Here is a 24,792-nt window from a genome sequence, read left to right as displayed (position 1 = left end):
CGTGACCACGACGCGGGTGCCCCAGGGCGAGCGGAGCCGCGTGATGCGGCAGCGCCTGCTCGAGGCGACCGTGGAGTGCCTGGTCGAGCACGGCTGGAGCGGCACCTCGACGACGCTGGTCTCGCAGCGGGCCGGGGTCAGCCGGGGCGCCCAGCTGCACCACTTCCCGAGCAAGAGCGACCTGGTGCTGGCCGCCGTCGCCCACCTCAGCGAGGTGCGGGGCCAGGAGCTGCGGGTTGCCGCCGCCGGCCTCCCGGAGGGGGAGCGGCGTACGCGCGCGGTGCTGGAGATGCTCGCCGACCACTTCACCTCGCCGGTCTTCGCCGCCGCGCTCGAGCTGTGGGTCGCGGCCCGCACCGACGCCGAGCTGCGCGCCGCCGTCGGGCCGCTCGAGCAGCGGGTCGGGCGCGAGGCCCACCGGATCGCGCTCGACGCCCTCGGCGCCGACGAGTCGCGCCCGGGGGTCCGCGAGCTGGTGCAGGCCACGCTCGACCTGGTGCGCGGCCTCGGCCTGGCCGACACCATCAGCGACGACGCCGCCCGGCGCCGCCGGATCCTCGACCGGTGGGCGCGCACCCTCGACGCCGCACTGGACCCCGACGCCGCAGCGGAGGCCCCGTGACCAGCCAGGACGTGCTCGACCAGGTGCTCGCCGACCTCGCCGCCGAGGGGGCGGCTCTGGAGGAGCTGGTCGCCCCGCTCGACGACGCCGGCTGGCGCACCCCCACCCCGGCCGCCGGCTGGGACGTCGCCACCCAGGTCGCCCACCTCGCCTGGACCGACGAGGTCGCGGTGGCCGCCGCGACGGACAAGGCCGCCTGGGACGCCGTGGTGATGGACGCGATCGGGGATCCCGAGGGGTTCGTCGACACCGTCGCGCTGGCCGGTGGTCGCTCTCCCGCCGAGGAGCTGCTCGCCCGGTGGCGGGCGGGGCGGGACGCGCTGGCCGCCGCGCTCCGTGGCGTGCCGGCCGGGCAGAAGCTGCCGTGGTTCGGCCCGCCGATGAGCCCGACCTCGATGGCCACCGCCCGGTTCATGGAGACCTGGGCCCACGCGCTCGACGTCGCCGACGCGCTGGGTGTCGTCCCCCTCCCGACCGACCGGATCCGTCACGTCGCCCACCTCGGGGTGCGCACCCGCGGCTTCGCGTATGCCGCGAACGGGCTCGAGCCGCCCACCGCCGAGGTGCGCGTCGAGCTGGTCGCGCCGTCGGGGGAGACCTGGACCTGGGGGGCCGAGGACGCCGAGCAGCGGGTCACCGGGTCGGCGTACGACTTCTGCCTGCGGGTCACCCAGCGCCGCCACCGCGACGACCTCGACCTCCACGCGGTCGGGCCCGACGCCGACCGCTGGCTCGACCTCGCCCAGGCCTTCGCCGGCCCGCCCGGACCGGGGCGCCCGCCCGGCGACACCGGCCTGCAGGACCACCCATGAGCGGCGTGCTGCGGATCGCGAACTGCAGCGGGTTCTACGGCGACCGGCTCTCGGCGATGCGCGAGGTGCTGGAGGGCGGCTCGGACGGGCAGGGGGTCGACGTCGTCACCGGCGACTACCTGGCCGAGCTGACGATGCTGATCCTGGGCCGGGACCGGATGCGGGACGCGGGCCTGGGCTACGCCCGCACCTTCGTGCGCCAGGCCGAGGACTGCCTCGGGCTCGCGCTGGAGCGCGGGGTGCGGATCGTCAGCAACGCGGGCGGCCTCAACCCCGCCGGACTGGCCGCGCGGCTGCGCGAGGTCGCCGAGGCCCAGGGCCTCTCGCCCCGGATCGCGTGGGTCGACGGCGACGACCTGGCCCCGCAGGCCGCCAGCCACGGCTGGGACGACGCCCTCACCGCCAACGCCTACCTCGGCGGGTGGGGCATCGCCCGGGCACTGGCGGCCGGCGCCGACGTCGTGGTCACCGGCCGGGTCACCGACGCCTCGGTGGTGGTGGGACCCGCGGCCTGGCACCACGGCTGGACCCCCGCCGACCTCGACGCGCTCGCGGGCGCGATGGTGGCGGGCCACGTCCTCGAGTGCGGCACCCAGGCCACCGGCGGCAACTTCTCCGGCTTCCTGGACCTGCCCCGTGACGCCCGCCCGCTCGGCTTCCCGCTCGCCGAGGTCGCCGCCGACGGCTCGGCCGTGGTGACCAAGCACGCCGGCACCGGCGGGGCCGTCACCGTCGACACCGTGACCGCGCAGCTGCTCTACGAGGTGCAGTCGACGCACTACCTCGGCCCCGACGTGTCCGTCGACCTCGCCTCGGTCGCCCTCGACCAGGAGGGCCCCGACCGGGTCCGGATCGCCGGCGTGCGCGGCCTGCCGCCGCCCGAGCGGCTCAAGGTGTGCGTCAACGCGCTCGGCGGGTGGCGCAACTCCCTCGAGCTGGTGCTCACCGGGCTCGACCTCGAGGAGAAGGAGGCCTGGGTCCGGGCCCAGCTCGAGTCCTCGCTGCGCGCCGACTCGGTCACCTGGTCGCGCTCGGGCTCGCCGGTCGCCGACGCCGACACCGAGGAGGCCGCCTCGCTGCGGCTGCGCGTCACCGTGCGCGACCCCGACCAGGAGGTCGTCGGCAAGGCGTTCACCGCGCCCGGCGTCGAGCTCGCGCTCGCGTCGTACCCCGGCTTCACGCTGACCGCCCCACCCGGCCCCGCCTCGCCCTACGGCGTCTACCGGGCGGCGTACGTCGACCGCGCGGCCGTCACCCACAGCGTCCACCTGCCCGACGGGTCGGTGGAGGTGGTCCCTGAGGAGGTCGCGCAGCGACCGTCTCGAAGGGTGGTGGCGGACGCACCCGGTGCGGGGGGTCTCGTGACAGGACTCCGTCCTTCCTCGACCACCCGGGACGCTCCCGCTGCCGGCCCCACCCACCGCGTCCCGCTCGGCACCTTCGTGCACGCCCGGTCCGGCGACAAGGGCGGCGACGCCAACGTCGGGCTGTGGGTGAGGAGCGGCGAGAAGCAGGCCGAGCGGGCCGCATGGCTGCTCGACCTGGTCACCCCCGACCTGGTGCGCACGCTGCTGCCCGAGGCGGCCGACCTCGACGTCGAGGTGCACCCGCTGCCCAACCTGCACGGCGTCAACGTGCTGCTGCGGGGGCTGCTCGGCGAGGGCGTGGCCGCGTCCACCCGGTTCGACCCCCAGGCCAAGGCCGTCGGCGAGTGGATCCGCTCCCGGCACGTCGAGATCCCCGAGGAGCTGCTGTGAGCCGCCCGACCCCCGGGGGCTGGACCCCCGAGCAGCGCGCGCTGCAGGACGCCACGACCGAGTTCGTACGCCGGGAGGTGACCCCCCACCTCCAGGTCTGGGAGGACGCCGGTGAGATCCCCCGCGAGCTGCACCTCACCGCCGCCGAGGCCGGGCTGCTGGGCGTGAGCTTCCCCGAGGCCGTCGGCGGCCAGGGCGGCGACCTGCTCGACTCGGTCGCGCTGCAGGAGGCGTTCTTCGCCGCCGGCGGCTCGTCCGGCCTGGCCGCCGGGCTGTTCACCGGCGGCATCGCGCTGCCCCACCTCGCCGCCCACGGCACCCCCGACCAGGTCGACGCCTGGGTCCGGCCCACGCTGGCCGGCGAGAAGATCGGCTCGCTGGCGGTCACCGAGCCCGGCGGCGGCTCCGACGTCGCCGGCCTCCGCACGACTGCGGTCCGCGACGGCGACCACTTCGTCGTCAACGGCGCCAAGACCTACATCACCAGCGGGGTCCGGGCCGACTTCGTGACGACCGCCGTGCGCACCGGCGGCGCCGGCCACGGCGGCATCAGCCTGCTGGTGGTCGAGAAGGGCACGCCCGGCTTCACCGTCGACCGGGCGCTGACCAAGATGGGCTGGCACTGCTCCGATACCGCCGAGCTGTCCTACGTCGACGTGCGGGTCCCGGTCGCGAACCTGGTCGGCGAGCAGGACAGCGGCTTCTACCAGATCGCCGAGCAGTTCGTCGTCGAGCGGATCGCGCTGGCCGTGCACGCCTACGGCATTGCGGCCCGGTCGCTGGCCCTCGCGGCGGCGTACGCCCAGGAGCGCGACACCTTCGGCCGCCCGCTCGCCTCGCGCCAGGTCGTGCAGCACCAGCTGGTCGAGATGCACCGGCTCGTCGAGACGGCCCGCGTCTACACCCGCCACGTCGCCGCCCGCCACGTCGCCGGCGAGGACGTGGTCGCCGACGCGTGCCTGGCGAAGCAGACGGCCGTCGAGGCCTGCGACCACGTGGTCGACCGCGCCGTGCAGCTGCACGGCGGTGCGGGCTACATGCACGGGACCGAGGTGGAGCGGCACTACCGCGACTCCCGGATCCTGGCCATCGGAGGAGGAGCCACCGAGGTGCTGACCGACCTGACCGCCCGACTGCTGGGGTACGCCGGATGAGCGCCGACGTGAGCCGCCGCGACTCGATGCTCGCCAAGGTCGCCGACCTCGGGGCCGAGCAGGCCAAGGCCGTGGCCGGCGGCGGCGAGAAGTACGTCGCCCGCCACCACGCCCGCGGCAAGCTCCTGCCCCGTGAGCGGATCGAGCTGCTCGTCGACCCCGGCAGCGCCTTCCTCGAGCTCAGCCCGCTCGCGGGCTGGGGCTCCGACTTCGCCGTCGGTGCGAGCCTGGTGACCGGCATCGGCGTCGTCGAGGGCGTGGAGTGCCTGATCACCGCCAACGACCCGACGGTCAAGGGCGGGGCGAGCAACCCGTGGACGGTCAAGAAGGGCTTCCGGGCCGCGCAGGTCGCCGAGGAGAACGGCCTGCCGACGATCTCGCTGGTGGAGTCCGGCGGCGCCGACCTCCCCACCCAGAAGGAGATCTTCATCCCCGGCGGCAAGGTCTTCCGCGACCTCACCCGCTCCAGCGCCCGCAAGCAGCCCACCATCGCGCTGGTCTTCGGCAACTCCACCGCGGGCGGCGCCTACGTGCCCGGGATGAGCGACTACACGGTGATGGTCAAGGGCCAGGCCAAGGTGTTCCTCGGCGGCCCGCCGCTGGTCAAGATGGCCACCGGCGAGGAGTCCGACGACGAGTCGCTGGGCGGCGCGGAGATGCACGCCCGCACCTCCGGGCTCGCGGACTACCTCGCGGTGGACGAGCACGACGCGATCCGGATCGGGCGGCGGATCGTGGCGCGGCTCAACGCCGACCGGTCGAGGCCGGCCGCGCCCCCGGCGTACGCCGAGCCGGCGCTGGACCCCGACGACCTGCTCGACCTGGTCCCGACCGACCTCAAGGAGCCGTTCGACCCGCGCGAGGTGATCGCGCACCTGGCGGACGGGGTCTCGGCCGGCAACGGCCAGGTCCTCGACGAGTTCAAGCCGCTCTACGGGCCCTCCCTGGTGACCGGGTGGGCGCGGATCCACGGCCGTCAGGTCGGCATCCTCGCCAACGCCCAGGGCGTGCTGTTCAGCGAGGAGGCGCAGAAGGCGACGCAGTTCATCCAGCTCGCCAACCAGGTCGACTGCCCGCTGCTGTTCCTGCACAACACCACCGGCTACATGGTCGGCGCGGAGTACGAGCAGGGCGGCATCATCAAGCACGGCGCCCAGATGCTCAACGCCGTCAGCAACAGCACGGTGCCCCACCTGACGGTGATCCTCGGGGCGTCGTACGGCGCGGGGAACTACGGCATGAACGGCCGCGCCTACGACCCGCGGTTCCTGTTCACCTGGCCCAGCGCCAAGTCGGCGGTGATGGGGCCGGCGCAGCTCGCCGGCGTGATGGAGATCGTCGCCCGGCAGTCGGCGGAGTCCCGCGGCGAGGCCTTCGACGCCGACGGCTTCGCCGGCATCAAGGAGCTCGTCGAGGCGCAGATCGAGGAGCAGAGCCTGCCCTACTTCCTGTCCGGGATGCTCTACGACGACGGCGTGATCGACCCCCGCGACACCCGGACGGTGCTGGGCATCTGCCTGTCCGTGATCACCTCCCACCGCCCCGTCGAGGGCACCAGCCGCTTCGGCGTCTTCCGGATGTAGGGGACACGACATGACCATCACCCGACTGCTCGTCGCCAACCGCGGCGAGATCGCGCGCCGCGTCTTCGCGACCTGCCGGCGCCTGGGCATCGAGACCGTGGCGATCCACTCCGACGCCGACGCGGGGCTGCCGTTCGTCCGCGAGGCCGACCTCGCGGTGCGACTTCCCGGCGACGCGCCCGCGGACACCTACCTGCGGGCCGACCTCGTGCTCGACGCCGCCCGCCGCACCGGCGCCGACGCGATCCACCCCGGCTACGGCTTCCTGTCCGAGAACGCCGGCTTCGCCCGGGCGGTGCTCGACGCCGGGCTCACCTGGATCGGTCCGGCCCCCGCCTCGATCGAGGCGATGGGCTCCAAGATCGAGGCCAAGAAGCTGATGAAGGCGGCCGGCGTGCCGGTGCTGCGCGACCTCGACCCCGCGGCCGTCACCGAGGCCGACCTGCCGGTGCTGGTGAAGGCGTCGGCCGGTGGCGGCGGGCGCGGCATGCGGGTCGTGCGCCTCCTGGACGCGCTCCCCGACGCGGTCACGAGTGCCCGCGCCGAGGCGGAGTCGGCCTTCGGTGACGGCACGGTCTTCGTCGAGAGCTATCTCGAGCACGGCCGTCACGTCGAGGTGCAGGTCGTCGGCGACGGCCGCGGCGAGGTGCTGGTGCTCGGCGAGCGCGACTGCTCGGTCCAGCGCCGTCACCAGAAGGTGGTCGAGGAGTCGCCGGCCCCCGGCCTGTCCGACGACGTGCGCCGCACGCTGCACGACGCCGCCCGCGACGCGGCCGCCGCGATCGACTACGTCGGCGCGGGCACCGTGGAGTTCATGGTGGCCGGCGAGAAGGTCGCCTTCCTGGAGATGAACACCCGCCTCCAGGTCGAGCACCCCGTGACCGAGGCGGTCTTCGGCGTCGACCTGGTCGAGCTGCAGCTGCAGGTCGCCGAGGGGGAGTCGTGTGTCCCACCGGGCGCTGGAGCGCCCTCCCAGCCTCACGACCCGATCGGCCACGCCATCGAGGTCCGCCTGTACGCCGAGGACCCGTCGGCCGACTACCAGCCGCAGAGCGGCCGGCTCGGTCGCTTCGAGGTCCCCGACGTCGACGTCGCGTTCGGGCCGCTCGCCGGCCCGGGGATCCGGCTCGACTCCGGCTTCGAGAGCGGCAACGAGGTCGGCACCCACTACGACGCGATGCTGGCCAAGGTGATCGCCTGGGCGCCGACCCGCGAGCAGGCCGCCCGGCGGCTGGCCGGGGCGCTGCGCCGCGCCCGGCTGCACGGCGTACGCACCAACCGGGAGCTGCTCGTCGAGGTGCTCGGCCACGAGGCGTTCCTGGCCGGAGACCTGTCCACCGACTTCCTGCACGACCACGCGTTCGCCAGCATCGAGGACGACGCGCTGCCCGGCACCGCGACCGACCAGGGCCTGCTCTGCTTCGCGGCGGCGGTGGCGCTGACCGAGCGCGACGTCGCTCGGCGCCCGGTGCAGCGCGGGATCCCGTCGGGGTGGCGCAACGTGGTCTCGGCCCCGCAGGTGACGCCGCTGGAGGTGCGCGGGACGCGGGTCGACGTGGGCTGGCTCGGCGGGCGGGGCGGCTACCGGTTCGTCGACACCTACGGCGAGGTCCACGGCGCCCGGGCGGTGTCGGTCACCGGCGGCCCGGAGCGGTGGCAGGTCGTGGTCGAGCACGGCGGGGTGAGCCACCCGGTCGAGGTGACGCTCCACGGCGACCTCGTCCCCCACGCGGTCGACGTCGACGCGGCGGCCGGCCACCTGGCGCTCGTCGCGCTCCCGCGCTTCGTCGACCCCGCCGACGTGCTCGCCGAGGGGTCGCTGCTGGCGCCCATGCCCGGCACCGTGGTGGGCGTCCCGGTCGCCGAGGGCGCGCAGGTCGCCGCCGGCGACCCCGTCGTGGTCCTCGAGGCCATGAAGATGCAGCACACGATCAAGGCCCCCGTCGACGGCGTCGTCACCGACCTCGTCGCCGCGGGCCAGCAGGTGGCCGCGGGCGACGTGCTCGCGGTGGTCTCGACGAGCTCGACCAGCGATGACGGCACGACCCACCACGACGAAGGAGAACCCGCATGAGCACCTACACCGAGTCCGACGAGCGGCTGGAGCTGCGCAAGGCGGTGAGGTCGCTCGCGTCGGCGTACGGCCGGGAGTACTTCACCGAGAAGGCCCGCTCCGGCGAGAAGACGACCGAGCTGTGGCTCGAGATCGGCAAGCAGGGGTTCCTCGGCACCAACCTGCCCGAGGAGTACGGCGGCGGAGGCGGCGGCATCGGCGACACCGCTGCGGTCTGCGAGGAGCTGGCCGCGCAGGGCTGCCCGCTGCTGCTCATGGTCGTCAGCCCCGCCATCTGCGGCACGATCATCGGTCGCTACGGCACCGAGGCCCAGAAGCAGAAGTGGCTGCCCGGCATCTGCGACGGCACCGGCACCATGGCCTTCGCCATCACCGAGCCCGACGCCGGCACCAACACCCACAAGATCACCACGACCGGCCGCAAGGACGGCGACGAGTGGGTGCTCAACGGTCGCAAGGTCTGGATCTCCGGCATCGACGAGGCCGACCACGTGCTCGTCGTGGCCCGGGTGACCGACGACGGCAGCGGCCGGGTCAAGCCGGTGCTGTTCGTGGTGCCCACCGACGCGCCCGGCTTCGAGGCGCGGGCGATCCCGATGGAGATCGTCAGCCCCGAGCGGCAGTTCCAGGTCTTCCTCGACGACGTCCGGCTCCCCGCCGACGCGGTGGTCGGCGACGAGGACGGCGGCCTGGTGCAGCTCTTCGCCGGGCTCAACCCCGAGCGCATCATGGCGGCGTCGTTCTCGACCGGCCTCGCGCGCTTCGCCCTCGACAAGGCCACGGCGTACGTCAAGGAGCGGGAGGTCTGGGGCGTCCCGATCGGCTCCCACCAGGGCCTCGCCCACCCGCTGGCGCAGTCCAAGATCGAGATCGAGCTGGCCCGGCTGATGACGCAGAAGGCCGCCGCCCTCTACGACGCCGGCCTCGACTCCGAGGCGGGCGAGGCGGCCAACATGGCCAAGTACGCCGCGGCCGAGGCCGCCTGCGACGCGGCCGACCGCGCCGTCCAGGCCCACGGCGGCAACGGCATCACCCAGGAGTACGGCGTCGCCGGCCTCCTCGTCGCCGCCCGCGCGGGCCGGATCGCCCCGGTCAGCCGCGAGATGATCCTCAACTACGTCGGCATGCACTCCCTCGGCCTCCCGAAGTCGTACTGAGCGTCGGCTCGCCGGATCGGCCCGCCGGATCGGCCCGCCGGATCCCATGTAACGCGGAGTTATTGATTCTGAACAAGCCGCACACGCCGCACTCGGCAGCAACAGCGCCGCGTCAGATGCGGTGCACGCCGCGTGCGCAGCCACAGACCCGCCCCGAGGAGACCGCATGACCGAGACCACCACCCTCGTGACGTACGACGTCCAGCAGGCCGTCGCGACCATCACGCTGGACTCGCCCCACAACCGCAACGCGCTCTCGGCGCTGCTGGTGACCCAGCTGCTCGACGCGCTCGACCGGGCGGCGGACGACGACGCGGCGCGGATCGTGCTGCTGCGCTCGGCCGACCGGGTCTTCTGCAGCGGCGCCGACCTCAAGGAGGCCGGCGCCGGCGGGATGCAGCAGGGCGCTCGGGCGCTGGTCGCGCTGCAGCGCACGATCGTGGCGCACCCCAAGCCGGTCGTGACCCGGCTCGCCGGTCCGGTCCGCGCGGGTGGGCTTGGCATCGTGGCCGCCAGCGACGTGGTGTTGTGCAGCGACGACGTGACGTTCGCGTTCACCGAGAGCCGGCTGGGCCTGGCGCCGGCGGTGATCTCGCTGACCGTCGTGCCGCGGCTGACCAGCCGGGCGGCCGCCGACACCTTCCTGACCGGGCGCACCTTCGACGCCGCCGAGGCGGCCGCGATGGGGTTGGTGACCCGCGCGGTGCCCGCCGACCAGCTCGACACGGAGGTCGAGCAGGCCTGCGAGGAGCTGCGCCAGGCCCACCCGCAGGGCCTGCGCGAGACCAAGGCGCTGCTCGCCGGCGACCTGCTGCGGCGCATCGACTCCCAGGCCGAGGAGATGGCGACCCTCAGCGCCCGGCTGTTCGGATCGGAAGGCGCCCGGGAGGCGATGGCGGCGTTCCTCGAGCGCCGCAAGGGCTAGCCCGGCCGCCCCATCTGGTGCGGTGCTGTTGCTGCCGAGTGCGGCGTACGCCCCTTGTTCAGAATCAATAACTCCGCGTTACATGCGGACGGCCGTCCCCGTCCGCCGCCGGCCGCCCGCCCACCCCCTCAGCGGCCGCCGCGACGACGGCCGCCCCGGCGGCGCCAGGGGCCGGTGACGGCGAACGTGGTGCCGGGGTCGTAGACGTTGAAGAACATCACCCGGCCGTCGGGGGAGAACGAGACGCCGGACAGCTCGCCGGTGTTGCCGGGCGTGGTGGCCTGGCGGTTGCGGGCGAAGACGAAGGGCTCGCCCGCGGCGGTGGTGCCGAGCATGTAGTTCTGGCCGTCGGAGTCCTCGCAGATCATCAGCCCGCCGTACGGCGAGACGCAGATGTTGTCGGGGCACTCGTAGACGTCGTCGCCCTCGGTGCCGACGAAGATCAGCTCGAGCGTCAGGGTGTTGCGACGGGTGTCGTAGCGCCACACCTGCCCGTCGTGGCTGGCCGCGGAGCCGTCCTTGGGCCGGGCGAAGCTGGAGACGAAGTAGGACGAGCTGTCGGCCCGCCCCCACCACGCGCCCTCGAGCTTCTGCCCGCGGGTGATCGGCTTCTTGTAGGCCTGGGCGCGCGTCGGGGTCGTCGCGGCGGTCGGGTCGGGCACGTCGAGCCACTCGATCCCGCGGAAGGTGGTGCCGGCCTCGCGGACGGTGCTGAGGTCCTCGAGCCCGGGCACGTGGAGCGCCTGGAGCCTGCCGCCGGCCCGCAGCGAGCCGTAGCCGCCGCGTGGCTTGTGGGGCAGGAAGCGGTAGTAGCTGCCGAGCGGCGCACCGGAGAACGCGTCCTCGGTCTCGTAGGCGATGCCGGTGCTCGGGTCGATGGCCACGGCCTCGTGCATGAACCGGCCCATGTCGGTCAACGGCACGGGGTCGGCGTTGCGCCGGTTGTCGTAGGGGTCGACCTCGAAGATCCAGCCGTGGTCCTTGGTGTAGCCGTTGGTGCCGGTGCGGTCCTCGGTCTCCTCGCAGGTCAGCCAGGTGCCCCACGGGGTGATGCCGCCGGAGCAGTTGATGGCCGTGCCGCCGAGGCTGACGTACTCCTCGCGCAGCTTGAGGTCGCTGCCGAGCACGAGGTTGGTCGTGCCGCCGCCGGCGCCCGGGTCGTACGTCGTCGCCAGGCCCCTGGTCGGCACCCGGAACTCGGCGTCGGGGTAGACCTCGTGGTTGCGCACCAGCCGGAAGCCGCCGCCGCGGCGGTTGGCGAAGCTGCCCATGCCGTCGTGGTTGCTGGGGACCGCGCCGCCGCCCGAGCGCATCGGCCGGCCCTCGCGGGACAGGATCCGGTAGGAGAAGCCGCGGGGCAGGTCGAGGATGCCGCGGGGGTCGCGCACCAGCGGGCCGTAGCCCTTGCGGGGACCGCGGCGGCCGGCGTCCGGCATCGCGGTGTAGAGCGCGTCGGCGCGGCCCGAGAGCCCGATCGCCAGGCCGGCCGAGCCGGTGCCGAGCAGCAGGGCGCGGCGGCTGAGCGCGGCGGCGCTGGTCTGGGTGTCCGTCATGGTGCCTCCTCCGAGTAGGTCTGTGACGTTAGTCACTGGCACCGACAGCGTCCACGGGGGGCCACCTCGACGGGGTCAGCCGCGGTGGACCCGGGGGCCGAAGACCGGGGCGTCCCAGAGCTGCCCGCGGGTGCGCGCGTCGTCGGCCCACACGCGGGTGCCCGAGGCGGTGACGGTGCCGGCCGCCACCCGCACCCAGGCGGGCGAGCTCAGGCAGGCGCGGGGGACGACGACACGGACGGTGGCGCCGGCGCCGTAGCCGATGGTGCTGCGCAGCACGCAGCCCTCGGGGCTGCGGTCGACGCCGGTCAGCTGCGCCCGGCCCTGCCAGGCGCCGGGGCCGGCGGTGACGGCGAGCTCGCGGCGCACGCCCTCGTCGGTGACCATCCGGAACCAGTGGCGGTGCCAGGACCCCGTCGCCTGCAGCGTGGCGAAGCGCAGCTCGAGGCTGACGGCCCGGCGGCCGTGGACGACGCGGACGGAGGTGACGTCGCCGTTGCTGCGACCGGCGTCGACACGGCCCGGCGCGGCTCCGCCCTGCACGACGACGTCGCTCCGGCTGTCGGCGTCGCTGCTCGACGCGGCCTGGGCGGCGGACGGCGCGAGGGCGACGACCGAGGCGGCGAGCAGGGCCGCGACGAGGGCGGCCAGCCGCGCGCCGACGGCGGACGGACGGACGAGGGGGACACGACCAGACGTGGACACAGCACAGCTCCCGAGGTCCGAGTGGGGGGAGGTCGGACGACGCCCGACGCTAGACAGCGGCGTCACAAACCGGGCGGAAATGACGAAGTGGTCTACCTCGGGCTGGCCCAGTGGATGCTCCGGGTGGGTCAGGGGAGCCAGGCGGCCAGCCGGTCGAGGCCGGTGGCGATCTCCTCGGTGCCGCCGGCGAAGGACAGCCGGACGAACTCGTGGCCCCGGACGGTGTCGAAGTCGAGGCCCGGCGCGGTGGCCACGCCGGTCTGGTCGAGCAGCCGCAGGCACCAGGCGTAGGAGTCGTCGGTGAGGTGGGAGACGTCGGCGTAGACGTAGAACGCCCCGTCGGCGGGGGCCAGCCGGTCGATGCCGAGCCGCGGGAGCCGGTCGAGCAGCAGCGCGCGGTTGGTGGCGTAGCGGGCGACGTGGCCGTCGAGCTCGGCGTACGACTCCGGGGTGAAGGCCGCGAGGGCGGCGTACTGGCCGAGCGCCGGCGGACAGATCGTGAAGTTGCCGGTCAGCACCTCGACCGGGCGGCGCAGGTCCTCGGGCACGAGCATCCAGCCGAGCCGCCAGCCGGTCATCGAGAAGTACTTGCTGAACGACCCGAACACCACGCCCGTCCGGGAGGTCTCCCAGGCCGAGCTGGTCGTCGGGCCGCCGGTGTCGTAGGTGATGCCGTGGTAGATCTCGTCGCTCACCAGGCGTACGCCGCGCGCCTCGCACCACCGGGCGACGGCGGCGAGCTCGTCGGGCTCGATCATCGTGCCGGTCGGGTTGGCCGGGGAGGCGATGACCAGCCCGGCCACGGGCCCCTCGACGGCGTCGAGCAGCTCGACGGTCGGCTGGAAGCGGGTCTCCGGGCCGCACTCGACCTCGACCACCTCGCACCCGAGCGCGCGCAGCACGTTGCGGTAGCAGGCGTAGCCGGGCCGGGCCATCACGACGCGGTCGCCGGGCTCGAAGGACGCCAGGAACGCCAGCAGGAAGCCGCCCGAGGACCCGGTCGTGATCACCACGTCGTCGAGGTCGACGTCGATGCCGCTGGTGCGGCGGTGGTGGTCGGCCACGGCCTGGCGCAGCCCGGGGATCCCGGTCGAGACGGTGTAGCCGAGCACCTCGGCGTCGAGCAGCCGCTTGGCCTCCTCGCGCACCGCCCGCGGCGCGCCGGTCGAGGGCTGCCCCGCCACGCAGTTGACGAGGTCGCCGTGCGAGAGCTGGCGCCGCTGCGCGGCGGCCAGCAGGTCCATCACGTGGAAGGGCGGCACGTTCGCCCGCGAGGCGACCTGGAGTCGGGTGTCCGGCAGCTGCGTCATCGCAGCCATCGTAGGAGCCGCGCGGGAGCGCCCGCTCAGGCCGTGCGACCCCCGGCGGTGGCGAGGTGGAAGGCCGGCTTGGACAGCTCGGGGACGGCCAGCACCCGCGGCGCCCGGCCGAGGGTGGCGGTGGCCTCGCGCAGCGCCTCCTCGACGGTGGCCGTGGTGCGGGCGCCCATGGCACGGGCGAGGTCGGGCCGCTTCGCGCCGGCGACGTAGACCGCGCTGGACCGGTCGCGGGCGATGCCGCCGACGTAGACCATCGAGAACGCGTGGAAGGGGTGGTAGCCGTAGCCGTGGCGGTACTTCTCCACCCACACCGGGTCGGTGGCCAGCAGCTCCTGGTGGTCGACCATGTCGGCCGGGTGCTGGCAGGTCTGCAGCAGCTCGAAGGCGGCGCGGTAGGGCGGGAACTCGTCGTCGTTGAACCACCCGTCGCACACCGCCGCCGCGATCACGATCGGCCGCTCGACCAGCGCCCGCTTGGCCCGCACCAGCGAGGCGCCGACCGCCTGCATCATCAGGATCGGGTTGCTGCCCATGCCGGGGCCGTAGTGGAAGTTCCGGGGGATCCCGACGACCAGGACGTCGGCGGGCTCGCCCACCACCTCCAGGTCGGTACGCCGCCCGGCCAGCGGCCAGGTGGCCTGCTCGACGTCGGGGATGCGTCCGGCGCTGACGCCGAGCTGGCGCGAGCCGGAGTCGAGCACGGCGTCGATGCTGAAGAACGGCTGCGGCATCGCGGCCTCGATGCCCTCGCCGATCGACCGCAGCTGGTCGCGGAACCGGCTGCGCGCCGAGACCGGCACGAAGTCGTCGCGGTAGAGCGAGCGCGGCGCGTGGTGGGAGGCGATCGAGCGCCACGAGGTGAGCCCGGTGGCGGGCATCTTGTAGCCGCCGCTGAAGCCGCCGTAGGGGTTGCCCGCCGCGTGCCCGACCAGCACCGTGAGGTCGGAGTCGACGACGGCGCGGTTGACCTGGACGGGGTCGCCGAGCGCGGACGACCCGAGGTCGACCATGCCGTCGGGGTCCTCGGCGTCGTGGTTGACGACCTGCTCGGGCCGCAGCCGCGCGAGCGTCTCTGCTCCGAGGTAGCCCTCGATCTCGTCGCGGTGGTTCTTGCGGTGCAGCCCGATGGCGCAGACCAGGCGCACGTCGCGCAGGTCGACGCCGCCGGCCTCGAGCTCGTCGAGCACCAGCGGCAGCGCCACCTTGCGGTGGGCGGTGTCGTGGGCGCCGCCCTTGACCCGGTCGGGGAAGGCGACGGTCACGCTGCTCCCGCGGCCCACCAGCTCGCGCAGCGGCGCCGAGCCGAGCGGGTCGGCGAGCGCGGCCCGGGTGGCGGCGACCGGGTCGGGCAGCGGCTCGGGCTCGCGGTGCCCGGCCCGCGCGGCGTACGACGGCGACACGACGGTGGTGTCGTCGGGCAGCTCGACCTCGACGTGACCGTCGCCGTGCTCCAGGGCGAGTCGCATGCGTTTCCTCTCGTGGGTCCGCTTATTGTGCACCGGACCCATTGACTTAGACGACTCGGGGAGCTCGGGTGACCGCCACCGTACGACGCGTGCTGCTGCCGCTCGCGGGCATCGCCCTCGCCCTCGCGGCCTGGTGGCTCGCGAGCGAGCTCGACGACCGGACCCCCGGCCCGGTCGCGGTCCTGGGCGTCGTCGGCCGGGGCCTGGTGGAGCCCGACGGACTGCTGCTCGACACCCGGCTCTCGGTCCTGCGCGTGCTCATCGGGGTCGCCCTCGGGGCGACGGCGGCCGTCCCGGTGGGCTTCGCGCTGGCGTGGTTCCCGGTCGTGCGCGCGATGTTCAACCCGCTCGTCAGCTTCTTCCGGGCGCTGCCGCCGCTCGCCCTGATCCCCCTGGTGATCGTCTACCTCGGCATCGGTGAGACGGCGCGGATCTCGGTGCTGACCTACGCCGCCTTCTTCTCCGCCGTGATCGTGATCTACGAGAGCGTGGCCGCCGTCGACGACCTCTACGTCCGTGCCGGGCTGGCGCTGGGTGCCACCCAGCTCGAGCTGTTCCGCCGGGTGGTGGTGCCGCTGACCGTTCCGCAGCTCTTCGTCGCGGTCCGCGTCGCGCTCGGCGTCTGCTGGGCCACCGTGGTCGCAGCCGAGCTCGTGGCGGCCCAGCGCGGCCTCGGCGCGATGATGCAGGACGCGCAGAACTTCTTCCGCCAGGACGAGGTCTACGCCGGCATCATCCTGATCGGCCTGAGCGCCCTGGTGATGGACAAGCTGGTGCAGCTCGCCATGGCCCGCACGGTGCGCTGGCAGGAGCGGGTGGCCCGATGAGCGACCAGGTCGGCGCCCCGACGAGCGAGCGGATCCGCTTCGACGACGTGCACCTGGGCTTCGGCCGGGGCAGGCAGCGCCTGGAGGTGCTCGACGGCGTCGGCTTCACGGTCGGCGCGGGCGAGTTCGTGAGCGTGCTGGGCCCCAGCGGGTGCGGCAAGTCGACGCTGCTCAACCTCGCCGCGGGCTTCCTGCGCCCGGACGCCGGCGCGGTCGCCGTCGACGGCGAGGAGGTGCGCGGCCTGGACGCCCGGCGCGGGGTGGTGTTCCAGCAGTACGCCATCTTCCCGTGGCTGACGGTGGAGAAGAACATCGCCTTCGGGCTGACGCTGCGGGCCAACCGCCGCCCGACCGCCGAGGTGCGCGAGGTGGTCGCGCGCTACGTCCGGCTGATGGGCCTGGAGGGGTTCGAGAAGGCGCTGCCCAAGACGCTCTCGGGCGGGATGCGGCAGCGGGTCGCGCTGGCGCGGGCCTACGCCACGGACCCCGACGTGATGCTGCTCGACGAGCCCTTCGCGGCGCTGGACGCGCAGACCCGGGAGTACATGCAAGAGCTCCTCCACGACACGAGCCGGCAGGACCGGCGCGCGGCGATGCTCATCACCCACTCGGTGGAGGAGGCGATCTTCCTCTCGCGCCGCATCGTCGTGCTCACCAACCGCCCCACGCGGGTCCACGAGGTCGTCGACGTCGACGTCGCGTGGCCGCGCACCCCGCAGTCACGCCACACCCCGGAGTTCGTCGAGCTCCGGCAGCACCTCGAAGAGGTCATGAGGTCCATGACCCTCCGCCCGGGGCGAGAGCCCAGAGAGAAGGAACACCGATGAGGACACGACGTTTGCTCGGGACGCTGCTGGCCGCCCTGCTCACGCTGCTGCTGGCGGCGTGCGGGGCGCTGGACGAGGGCGGGGGCGGCGACGACGCGGCCGCGGAGCCCAAGGAGGGCGCGACCCCGGTCAAGGTCGGCTACCTGCACACCATCGCCGTGGACGACAAGCTGTGGCTCGGCCAGGTCGAGGGCCAGTGGGCCGACGCCGGGCTGGACCTGCAGACCACCCAGTTCGACACCGGCGTCGAGCTGGCGCAGGCGCTGACCGGCGGCAGCGTCGACGTCGCCATCATGGGCGGCGTCACCTCCAACTTCCCGGCCCAGGGCCAGGGCAAGATCTTCATGCTCAACTCCCGCGAGACCGCCACGGCGCGGCTGTGGGTGCAGGGCGACAGCGGCATCGAGAGCGCGGCCGACCTGAAGGGCAAGAAGGTCATCACGACCGAGGGCACGACGGCCGACATCTTCCTGCACCGCGCCCTGCAGAAGGCCGACCTCACCCGCGAGGACGTCGAGGTGGTCAACGCCAAGATGCCCGACGCCGTCCAGGCCTTCATCAGCGGCCAGGTCGACGCCATCGCGCTCTGGGTCCCCTTCGACCTGCGCGTCAAGGAGTCGGGCATCGACGCCCGCGAGATCGACGACGCGGGCAGCTACCCCGACGCCGGCGTCGGTGACGGCTGGATCGCCAACAACGAGTGGTACGCCGAGAACCAGGACACCGTGAAGCAGCTGATCGGCGCCTGGCTCGACGTCAACGAGGCCTTCCGCGCCGACCCGGAGGCGTCGCTGGAGAAGGTCCACGAGGCGGGCTACCAGGACGCGGCCGAGCTCTCTGACCTGCAGTACCAGGTGGGCTTCCAGGAGGACTACACCAACGAGGAGTGGCTCGAGGCCTACGAGGACGGCGACGTCCTCGACTGGGTCGGCCAGGCCGAGAAGGCCTACGTCGAGCTCGGCGGCGTGCCGGAGTACGTCGACCCGCAGGAGTTCTTCGACACCTCGCTGTTCATCGAGGCGGCCAAGGCCAAGCAGTGACCGACGTCCCTGCTGCCGACGACCCCGCCGGGGAGCTCCCTGTCGGGGTCGTCGGGGTCGTCGGTCTCGGCGCGATGGGCCGGCCGATGGCGCTCGCGCTCGGGTCGGCCGGTCCGGTGCTCGCCTGGGACGCCGACCCCGGCGCCCGCGACCGGGCGGTCGGCGAGGGCGTCGCGCTCGCCACGTCGCTGGAGCACCTGGCCCGGGAGTGCGGGGCCGTCGTGCTCTCGCTCCCGTCGGCCGCGGTGGTGGCCCAGGTGGTGGCCCAGGTGGTGTCGGAGGTGGTGGCCCAGGTGGCGGAGGTGGCCGGTGCGGGCCCGGAGCTGCTGCTGCTCGACACCAGCACGATCGGGCCCGAGGACTCCCGGAGCATCGCCGCCACGGCACGCGCCGCCGGGGCGACCTACCTCGACACCCCGGTGCTCGGCCGCCCCGAGATGGTCGGCCGCTGGACGGTGCCGATGGGCGGCCCGGCCGCCGCGCAGCCCGAGGTCGCCCGGGTGCTCGCGCCGGTGGCGGCCCGGGTGGTCCACGTCGGCGACGTGGGGGCGGGGGCGACGCTCAAGGTCGCCAACAACCTGATGTTCAGCGTCATCAACGCCGTCACCGCCGAGGCGCTGGTGCTCGCGACCGCCGCCGGGCTCGACCCCGGTGTCTTCGTCGACACCGTCGTCGACTCGGGCGCCGCCAGCGTGAGCGGCCTGTTCCGCTCGATCGCGCCCCGGGCCGTGGCCGGCGACTTCGACCCGATCTTCGCGCTCGACCTGGTGCGCAAGGACAACGCGCTCGCTGTCGGGCTCGCCGCCTCGCTCGGCGTCGAGCTGCCGGTCGGTGCCGCCGCCCTGGCGCTGCACGAGCAGGCGGTCGAGGCGGGCCACGGCGCCGAGGACTCGGTCGCCGTCGTCAAGGTGCTCGAGGAGCGGCTCGGCCGGCCGGCCCGGCGTACGGGCACCTGACGCGGGCGCGCCGGGACCGCCCTCCGCCGGCTAGAAGAAGTCGGGGCACCAGGGGTCGCGGTGCCACGACAGCGCGGTGCCGGCCGCCGCGACCGCCCCGCTCGTGTGCTCGGTGACGCGGTCGACGCGGTGCAGGTCGGTCAGCCGTACGCCGCCGAGGTAGGCCGTGCCCAGCTCCAGCACCCCCAGCGAGACGTCGGCCGGGTCCGAGGTGCGCTCGACGGTGGTGCTCGCCGCCGGGCCGTCGGTGCGCAGCCGCCAGCGGCCGGCGTTGGCGGGGAGCAGCTCGTCGGTGACCTCGAGCACGACGTCGACCGGGGCGGCGTACGACCGGGCGCGGAGCGCGGCGGGCACGTCGACCAGGCGCACGTAGAGCGCGTCGAGGACCTCCGTGCCCACGGCACGGGCGTCGCGCACCAGCAGCCGCAGCGGCTCGTCGGAGGCCGCGTTGCGGGCGAGGAAACGACGCGCGAGGTCGAGGTCGAGCAGGTAGCGCCACAGCGTCGCGTGCGCGACGGGGTCCTCGGCCCACAGCTCCTGCACCCGCACCTCGCTGTCGGGCTCGGTGGCGGTGCCGCCCTCCTTGAAGCGGTACGTCGCGAACCCGTCGACCTCGCCCGCCCGGCTCCAGTGCACGACGTGGCGCAGCTCGGTGGCACCGTCGCGGACGAACGGCCGGTCGAGGAGCGCCATCTCCCAGGAGTGGTCGGCGGGGCGCGCCATCGTGCCGGGGCGCGTCCGCCGCAGCCGCTCGTGCAGCGGCCGGACCACCGCCTCGAACTGCTCGCGGGTGACCTCGTCGACCGAGCCGCCGGTCGCCACGCCCGGGAGGAAGTCGAGCGACCGGGTGCGCCCGTGCAGCCGCAGCCGTGACACCGCCGGGCCGTAGCCGAAGCGGCCGTAGATCAGCGACTCCGAGGCCCACAGCGCCGCCAGCGGCTCGCCGCGCCGGGCGACGTCGTCGAGCTGGTGGCGCATCATCGCGCTCAGCAGGCCCCGTCGCCGGTACGGCGGGTGCACGGTCACCACCGTCACCGCGGCCGTCGGCACCGACGCGCCGCCCGGCACGGTGAGCTCGCGGGTCAGCGCCCCGCACGTGGCGACCCAGCGGTCGCCGACCCGGAAGCCGAAGGAGCGGTCGTCCTCGAACACCTCGCGGTCGAGGTCCTCGGTCTCCGGGTGGTGCTCCTCGTGGAACCCGCGCGCGAACGCCTTGGTCCAGTCGACGAACGTCGCGGGGGTGACCTGCTCCAGCGACGGCTCGGCCAGGTGCGGGGCGGGCGGCAGGACGGGCGGCAGGACGGGCGGCACGACGGGCGGCGGCGCGTCGGAGGTCGTCGGCTCGGGGCTCATGGGTCCATCACAGCGGACGCCCCCGGGGGCGGCCAACCGGGTTCGGTGGGCGCACGACGGGCCGACGGGCCTAGCCGTCCAGCCAGCCGTCCGAGCGGGCCTGGCGCACGACCGAGACGGTGTTGGTCACCGGGCGGCCGATGCGGCGGTACTTCGCGCACGCGTTGTCGACGTGGCTCTTCACGGTGTGCTGGGCGATGCCGAGCCGGGCGGCGATCTGCTTGTGGCTCAGGCCGTCGTCGACCCCCTGCAGCACCTCGACCTCGCGGGCGGTGAGCGCCGCCGCCAGGGAGGCGTCCTCGAGCAGCGCCAGGGCGAGGGCGCTGGAGACCGTGTGGGTGCCCTCGCGCAGGTCGCGCAGCGCCCCGAGGAGGGCGCCGAGCCCGTCGTTCTTGAGCGCGACGCCGTTGGCCCCCGCCAGCACGGCGGCGCGGAGCACGACCGGCTTCTCCTCCGAGGTGTGCACCAGCACCTTGGCCGGCCAGTCGCGCAGCCGCGGGATGGCCGGGGTGGAGAGCACGTCGTCGCGGCCGAGGAGCAGGTCGAGGACGACCACGTCGGGGGCCGGACCGTCGAGGTCGAGGGCGTCGAGCGAGGTGTGTCCGCCGGCGAGCCGCAGCTCCTCGGGGTGCGCGGCGCACAGCTCGGCGATGCCGGCCAGCGTGCTCTCGTGGTTCTCCACGACGACGACCTCGAGCGGGCGCGGCGGGGTGGCGGGGACCGGCATGTGCACGTCGTACGCCCCTCCCGCACCGGCTCGCCATCCCCGGTTCAGGGGAGGTCGTCCAGGTGCAGCGTCGTGGCGAACGCGTCGGACCGGGCGGTGACGCCCGGGTGGCGGACCCGCAGCGTGGCGAGCAGGTCCGGGGCCGCCGGCGGCACGACCGCCAGCCGCACCCGCCGACCGTCGGGCTGCTGGTGGAAGGTGACCCGGCTCCCGGGCGGCAGGCCGGTCAGCAGCGAGCGCAGCACCCGGCCGGCGTCGCGCTCACCGACCCCCGGGTCGGCGCCGGGCCGGACCACGACGGTGCCGCCCCCGCGGCGGAAGTCGGTCACCAGCTCCCGCAGGTCGTCGTCGAAGAACTCGGGCACGTAGAGGTCGTCGCGCGCCTCCGCGGCCAGCAGCGCCGCCCGGGTGCGGACGGCCGGGTCGTCGAGGTCGAGCTCCCCGGAGGCGACCCGGTGCAGCCACGGCAGGATCCGGCGCCGGGTGTGGTCGAGGTGGCGCTGGCCGGCCCGGGCGAGGAAGTCGGCGCGGCTGGCGTCGGCGCGGGCGCGCACGACGCGGTGCCGCTGCTGGTCGAGGTCGGCCACGGAGCGACGCAGCGCCGTGCCGATCGCGCAGGCGACCGCGGTCGGGGTGACGGTCGCGTTCAGCGCCCCGAACCCGCCGACGAGGTCGACGCCCGGGTCGAGCGCCAGAGCCACGACCACGGTGGCCAGCGGCGGCACGACCAGCACCGGCAGGTCGCGGGCGGGCACGACGTACGCCAGCAGCACCAGGGGCAGCGCGGCGAACCCGACGGAGAAGGAGTCGAAGCCGGCGAGCGCCCCCGGCCCCGCCAGCAGCAGCCCCGCCCCGCCGGCGGCCGCCACCCACGTGCCCCAGGCCCACAGCCGACGGGCGGTGGGGGCGCCGCGCTCGACGTCGCGCAGCGCGACGAGCGTCGCGAGGGCGAGCGCCACGACGACGAGGACCGTGGCGACCGGGAAGCGCGCCTGCCCGGCCGCGTGCAGGCCCACGGCGGCGTTGGCGAGCAGCAGCGGGATCGCCACCGTCCGGGCGATCCCCGAGCCGCCCGAGGAGCGCATCGTGGTGGCGTAGGCCTGCGCCAGCCGGGCGTCACCGTCCCGGGGCGGTGCGTGCCACCACAGCCGGACCGTCGTGCCGGGACCCGGCGAGCGCGGGGCCACCTCGGCTCCGCCGCCGACGGCCTCGAGGGGCTCGCGCACCGAGCGGCGCAGCCCGAACCCCTCGGCCGCGTCCGGGCCCAGGCCGCGTCCCCGGTCGACCACCTCGACCTCGAGGCCCCGGGCCGTCGCGACGACGGTGACCGTCGCCTCGTCGGTGCCGGCGTGGCGACCGACGTTGCGCAGCGCCTCGCGGACCGCGCCGGTCATGGCGGCCACCACGGCGTCCGGCACCTCCCAGGCGCGATCGACGACGTCGACCGTCACGCGCAGCCCGAGCCCCTCGGTGGCCGCGCGGGCGAAGCCGGCGGCCGCGCTCGCCGGGGTCACGGGCCCCACGGGGCTCACGGGGCGCCCGTCCGGAGCCGTACGGCGGCGGCCGCGTCGCGACAGGCACGACGCACGTCCTCCTCCTGGCCGGGGTCGCGCGTCACCCCGGCGGGGGAGTCCGCGACGGCGCGCAGGGCGCTGAGCACGTCGTCGTGCAGCACCCGCTGCACGACCGCGGTCGAGGCGTGCTCGAGGTCGCGCAGGCTGGTCTCGGTCTCCAGCCGCTCCTGCTCGGCGGCCAGCCGGTCCTGGACGCGGGCGTTGCCGACCAGGCTGCGCAGGAACACCACCTCGGCCACGCACATCCCGGTGTTGAGGGCGGCGACGTCGAGGGCGTCCGCCACCGCCTGCCCCGACAGCCCGGTCAGGCTGGCCAGCAGCCACGCCACCGTGCACACCCCCAGCAGGGCGAGGCCCCAGGCGCGGGTGAGCACGGTGAGCGAGCCGACCAGGAAGAACGAGGAGAACAGCCCGCCCAGCAGGCCCGCCCCGATGGGGAGCACGTCGGGCACGGCGTTGACCATCACCACCGGCGCCAGGAGCAGCAGCAGGTCGGGCAGCACGAGCCGGCCGCGGGCGCAGCGCCCGGTCAGCACCAGGCTGACCAGCCCGGCCCCGGCGTACAGCAGCCGTGCGTCGCCCGTGGCGACCCGGGCCCCCACCAGGGCGAGCACGGTGCCACCGGCGTACAGCAGACCGACGCCGCGCGTCAGCGCCCGCCGCAGGGCGCGCGCGGCGGGCCCGTCGTCGGGCTCCCACATCAGCGGCTGCGGCACAGCGGGATCGTGGCAGTGCCGGGCCCCGACGCCAAGGGCCGTGTCCGGTGGGTGGGGCGCCCGCGGCACTAGACTGGGCCTCCGCCCCCACGACCGCCGAGGTGCCCCCGTGACACTCGACGTCCACGAGCTCGACCGCCTGCTGCTGGTCGGGGCGGGCGTGCTGCTGCTGGCGATCCTGGCCGTGCGGCTGAGCGTGCGGGCCGGGCTGCCGAGCCTGCTGGTCTACCTCGCCATGGGCGTGGTGATGGGCGAGTCCGGCCTCGGCATCCGCTTCGACGACGCCGAGGTCGCGCACGCGCTGGGCTTCGCCGCGCTGGTGCTGATCCTGGCCGAGGGTGGTCTCACCACCCCCTGGCCGGAGATCCGGCCGGTGATGCGGCTGGGGGTCTCGCTCGCCACCGTCGGGGTGGCGGTGAGCGTGCTCACGATGGCGCTCGTCGGCCACTTCCTGCTGGGGCTGACCTGGGAGCTCGCTGTGCTGCTGGGGGCGGTGACCGCGCCCACCGACGCCGCGGCGGTGTTCTCGGTGCTGCGACGGTTGCCGCTGCCACGCCGGCTCACCGGCGCGCTCGAGGCCGAGTCGGGCCTCAACGACGCCCCGACGGTCGTGCTGGTCACCCTGGTCAGCGCCGGCAGCGCGGGCGGCGGCCACGGCGTCCTCGGCTTCACGCTCGAGATCGTCTACGAGCTCGGCCTCGGTGTCCTCGGCGGTGCGCTGGTCGGGTTCGGCGGGGCCTGGCTGCTGCGCCGCTCGGCGCTCCCCGCCTCGGGCCTCTACCCGCTCGCGGTGCTGTCCTTCACGGTCCTGGCGTACGCCGGGACGGCGACCCTGCACGGCTCCGGCTTCGCCGCGGTCTACGTCGCGGCGCTCGTCCTCGGCAACGCCGAGCTGCCCCACCGGGCGGCGACGCGGTCGTTCTCCGAGGGCGTGGCGTGGCTGGCCCAGATCGGGTTGTTCGTGATGCTCGGCCTGCTCGCGGCGCCGGGGCGGATCACCCTGGAGACGGTGGTGATCGCGGTGCTGGCGCTGCTGGCCCTGACCCTGGTCGCCCGGCCGCTCTCGGTCGGGGTGGCCTCCCTGGTGCAGCCGGTGGGGCTGCGCGAGGGGGCGTTCCTGTCGTGGGCGGGGCTGCGCGGGGCGGTCCCGATCGTGCTCACGACCATCCCGCTCGCCGACGCCGTCGACGGCTCGACCCAGCTGTTCGACATCGTCTTCGTGGTGGTGCTGCTCGACACCCTGGTGACCGGTCCGACGCTGCCGTGGGTGGCCCGGGCGCTGCGGCTGGCCCGGCGCAGCGAGCCGCGAGACCTCGAGGTCGAGGCGGCCCCGCTGGAGCGGATCGCGGCCGACCTGCTCCAGATCACCATCTCGCCGCGCTCGTTGATGCACGGCGTCGAGGTGGGCGAGCTGCGGCTGCCGCCGGGCTCCTCGGTGGCCCTGGTGGTGCGCGACGGCCACACCATCGTGCCCGAGCGCCGCACCGTGCTGCGGCACGGTGACGACGTCCTCGTCGTCACCCCCCGGGCGCTGCGCGAGGCGACGGAGAAGCGGCTGCGGGCGGTCTCGGTCGGGGGCCGGCTCGCGCAGTGGCTGGGCACCCGCCCGCCGGCATGAGCCCCGGTGGGTGGCGGGGCGAGGGGG

Annotated in this window: 21 protein-coding genes; 13 read left to right on the top strand and 8 right to left on the bottom strand. The window is 74.7% G+C overall.

Translation table 11 applies throughout. The features are described 5' to 3' along the window. The first annotated feature begins 1 nt into the window (after nt 1). From ASG49_RS13120 to ASG49_RS13085, 8 genes are all read left to right on the top strand, one after another. Nucleotides 2-622 carry a TetR/AcrR family transcriptional regulator gene (locus tag ASG49_RS13120; RefSeq protein WP_369814229.1) on the top strand — a complete coding sequence of 207 codons (621 nt, stop codon included), beginning with the start codon at nt 2-4 and terminating at the stop codon, nt 620-622. Then, complete coding sequence (locus tag ASG49_RS13115) at nt 619-1,434, top strand: TIGR03084 family metal-binding protein (protein ID WP_235562067.1); 816 nt, start codon at nt 619-621, stop codon at nt 1,432-1,434. Before ASG49_RS13120 ends, ASG49_RS13115 begins: the two co-directional genes overlap by 4 nt. Then, nucleotides 1,431-3,191, top strand: coding sequence for an acyclic terpene utilization AtuA family protein (locus ASG49_RS13110; RefSeq protein WP_056542612.1), 1,761 nt, complete (start codon nt 1,431-1,433; stop codon nt 3,189-3,191). The genes ASG49_RS13115 and ASG49_RS13110 overlap by 4 nt, the downstream gene beginning before the upstream one ends. Beyond that, the gene (locus ASG49_RS13105) at nt 3,188-4,345 is read left to right on the top strand and encodes an acyl-CoA dehydrogenase family protein (RefSeq protein WP_056542610.1); all 1,158 of its coding nucleotides are present in this window, start codon (nt 3,188-3,190) and stop codon (nt 4,343-4,345) included. The genes ASG49_RS13110 and ASG49_RS13105 overlap by 4 nt, the downstream gene beginning before the upstream one ends. Next, a complete protein-coding gene (locus ASG49_RS13100) occupies nt 4,342-5,928 on the top strand; it encodes an acyl-CoA carboxylase subunit beta (RefSeq protein WP_056542609.1) in 1,587 nt (528 codons plus the stop codon). The genes ASG49_RS13105 and ASG49_RS13100 overlap by 4 nt, the downstream gene beginning before the upstream one ends. 10 nt (nt 5,929-5,938) lie before the next feature. After that, entirely contained in the window at nt 5,939-8,002 is a 2,064-nt protein-coding gene (locus ASG49_RS13095; protein WP_056542607.1) for a biotin carboxylase N-terminal domain-containing protein, read from the top strand. Further along, entirely contained in the window at nt 7,999-9,159 is a 1,161-nt protein-coding gene (locus tag ASG49_RS13090) for an acyl-CoA dehydrogenase family protein (RefSeq protein ID WP_056542605.1), read from the top strand. The genes ASG49_RS13095 and ASG49_RS13090 overlap by 4 nt, the downstream gene beginning before the upstream one ends. Nucleotides 9,160-9,325: 166 nt before the next feature. Then, entirely contained in the window at nt 9,326-10,084 is a 759-nt protein-coding gene (locus tag ASG49_RS13085) for an enoyl-CoA hydratase family protein (RefSeq protein ID WP_056542604.1), read from the top strand. A 128-nt stretch (nt 10,085-10,212) separates the two neighbouring features. Here ASG49_RS13085 and ASG49_RS13080 read toward each other — a convergent pair whose 3' ends face one another. The 4 genes from ASG49_RS13080 to ASG49_RS13065 form a co-directional block, all read right to left on the bottom strand. Next, the gene (locus ASG49_RS13080; protein ID WP_056542601.1) at nt 10,213-11,637 is read right to left on the bottom strand and encodes an alkaline phosphatase PhoX; all 1,425 of its coding nucleotides are present in this window, start codon (nt 11,635-11,637) and stop codon (nt 10,213-10,215) included. Between the two features lie 75 nt (nt 11,638-11,712). Continuing rightward, nucleotides 11,713-12,342 (bottom strand): hypothetical protein, encoded by a 630-nt coding sequence (locus ASG49_RS13075; RefSeq protein WP_056542598.1) that lies wholly within the window; start codon nt 12,340-12,342, stop codon nt 11,713-11,715. A gap of 128 nt (nt 12,343-12,470) precedes the next feature. Then, nucleotides 12,471-13,652: a pyridoxal phosphate-dependent aminotransferase gene (locus ASG49_RS13070; RefSeq protein WP_056542593.1), complete on the bottom strand. Its 1,182-nt coding sequence runs from the start codon at nt 13,650-13,652 to the stop codon at nt 12,471-12,473. 35 nt (nt 13,653-13,687) lie between these two features. Next, entirely contained in the window at nt 13,688-15,127 is a 1,440-nt protein-coding gene (locus tag ASG49_RS13065) for a lactate racemase domain-containing protein (RefSeq protein ID WP_056542590.1), read from the bottom strand. A 68-nt stretch (nt 15,128-15,195) separates the two neighbouring features. Between ASG49_RS13065 and ASG49_RS13060 the strand changes: the two genes are divergently transcribed. From ASG49_RS13060 to ASG49_RS13045, 4 genes are read left to right on the top strand one after another with little or no spacing between them, the layout of a single operon-like run. Then, nucleotides 15,196-15,954 carry an ABC transporter permease gene (locus ASG49_RS13060; protein ID WP_056542588.1) on the top strand — a complete coding sequence of 253 codons (759 nt, stop codon included), beginning with the start codon at nt 15,196-15,198 and terminating at the stop codon, nt 15,952-15,954. Then, nucleotides 15,951-16,781 carry an ABC transporter ATP-binding protein gene (locus ASG49_RS13055; RefSeq protein WP_056542586.1) on the top strand — a complete coding sequence of 277 codons (831 nt, stop codon included), beginning with the start codon at nt 15,951-15,953 and terminating at the stop codon, nt 16,779-16,781. Before ASG49_RS13060 ends, ASG49_RS13055 begins: the two co-directional genes overlap by 4 nt. Next, a complete protein-coding gene (locus ASG49_RS13050) occupies nt 16,778-17,821 on the top strand; it encodes an ABC transporter substrate-binding protein (RefSeq protein ID WP_082534122.1) in 1,044 nt (347 codons plus the stop codon). The genes ASG49_RS13055 and ASG49_RS13050 overlap by 4 nt, the downstream gene beginning before the upstream one ends. Further along, entirely contained in the window at nt 17,818-18,777 is a 960-nt protein-coding gene (locus tag ASG49_RS13045) for an NAD(P)-dependent oxidoreductase (RefSeq protein WP_056542583.1), read from the top strand. The genes ASG49_RS13050 and ASG49_RS13045 overlap by 4 nt, the downstream gene beginning before the upstream one ends. A gap of 30 nt (nt 18,778-18,807) precedes the next feature. Here ASG49_RS13045 and ASG49_RS13040 read toward each other — a convergent pair whose 3' ends face one another. The 4 genes from ASG49_RS13040 to ASG49_RS13025 all read right to left on the bottom strand — a co-directional run bounded on the left by ASG49_RS13040 (nt 18,808) and on the right by ASG49_RS13025 (nt 23,147). Beyond that, a complete protein-coding gene (locus tag ASG49_RS13040; protein ID WP_056542581.1) occupies nt 18,808-20,130 on the bottom strand; it encodes a GNAT family N-acetyltransferase in 1,323 nt (440 codons plus the stop codon). Between the two features lie 70 nt (nt 20,131-20,200). Beyond that, nucleotides 20,201-20,857 carry a response regulator transcription factor gene (locus ASG49_RS13035; protein ID WP_056542579.1) on the bottom strand — a complete coding sequence of 219 codons (657 nt, stop codon included), beginning with the start codon at nt 20,855-20,857 and terminating at the stop codon, nt 20,201-20,203. 44 nt (nt 20,858-20,901) lie between these two features. After that, entirely contained in the window at nt 20,902-22,389 is a 1,488-nt protein-coding gene (locus ASG49_RS13030; protein ID WP_156384336.1) for a sensor histidine kinase, read from the bottom strand. Next, complete coding sequence (locus ASG49_RS13025) at nt 22,386-23,147, bottom strand: hypothetical protein (protein WP_056542575.1); 762 nt, start codon at nt 23,145-23,147, stop codon at nt 22,386-22,388. Before ASG49_RS13025 ends, ASG49_RS13030 begins: the two co-directional genes overlap by 4 nt. A gap of 109 nt (nt 23,148-23,256) precedes the next feature. Here ASG49_RS13025 and ASG49_RS13020 point away from each other — a divergent pair, with 109 nt between their 5' ends. Beyond that, complete coding sequence (locus ASG49_RS13020) at nt 23,257-24,765, top strand: potassium/proton antiporter (protein WP_056542572.1); 1,509 nt, start codon at nt 23,257-23,259, stop codon at nt 24,763-24,765. Nucleotides 24,766-24,792 lie beyond the last annotated feature (27 nt).

The sequence above is a fragment of the Marmoricola sp. Leaf446 genome (assembly GCF_001424755.1).
Lineage (GTDB): Bacteria > Actinomycetota > Actinomycetes > Propionibacteriales > Nocardioidaceae > Marmoricola.
The sequence above is the reverse complement of the archived record's forward strand: the minus strand, read 5'-3'. Positions and strand labels throughout refer to the sequence as shown.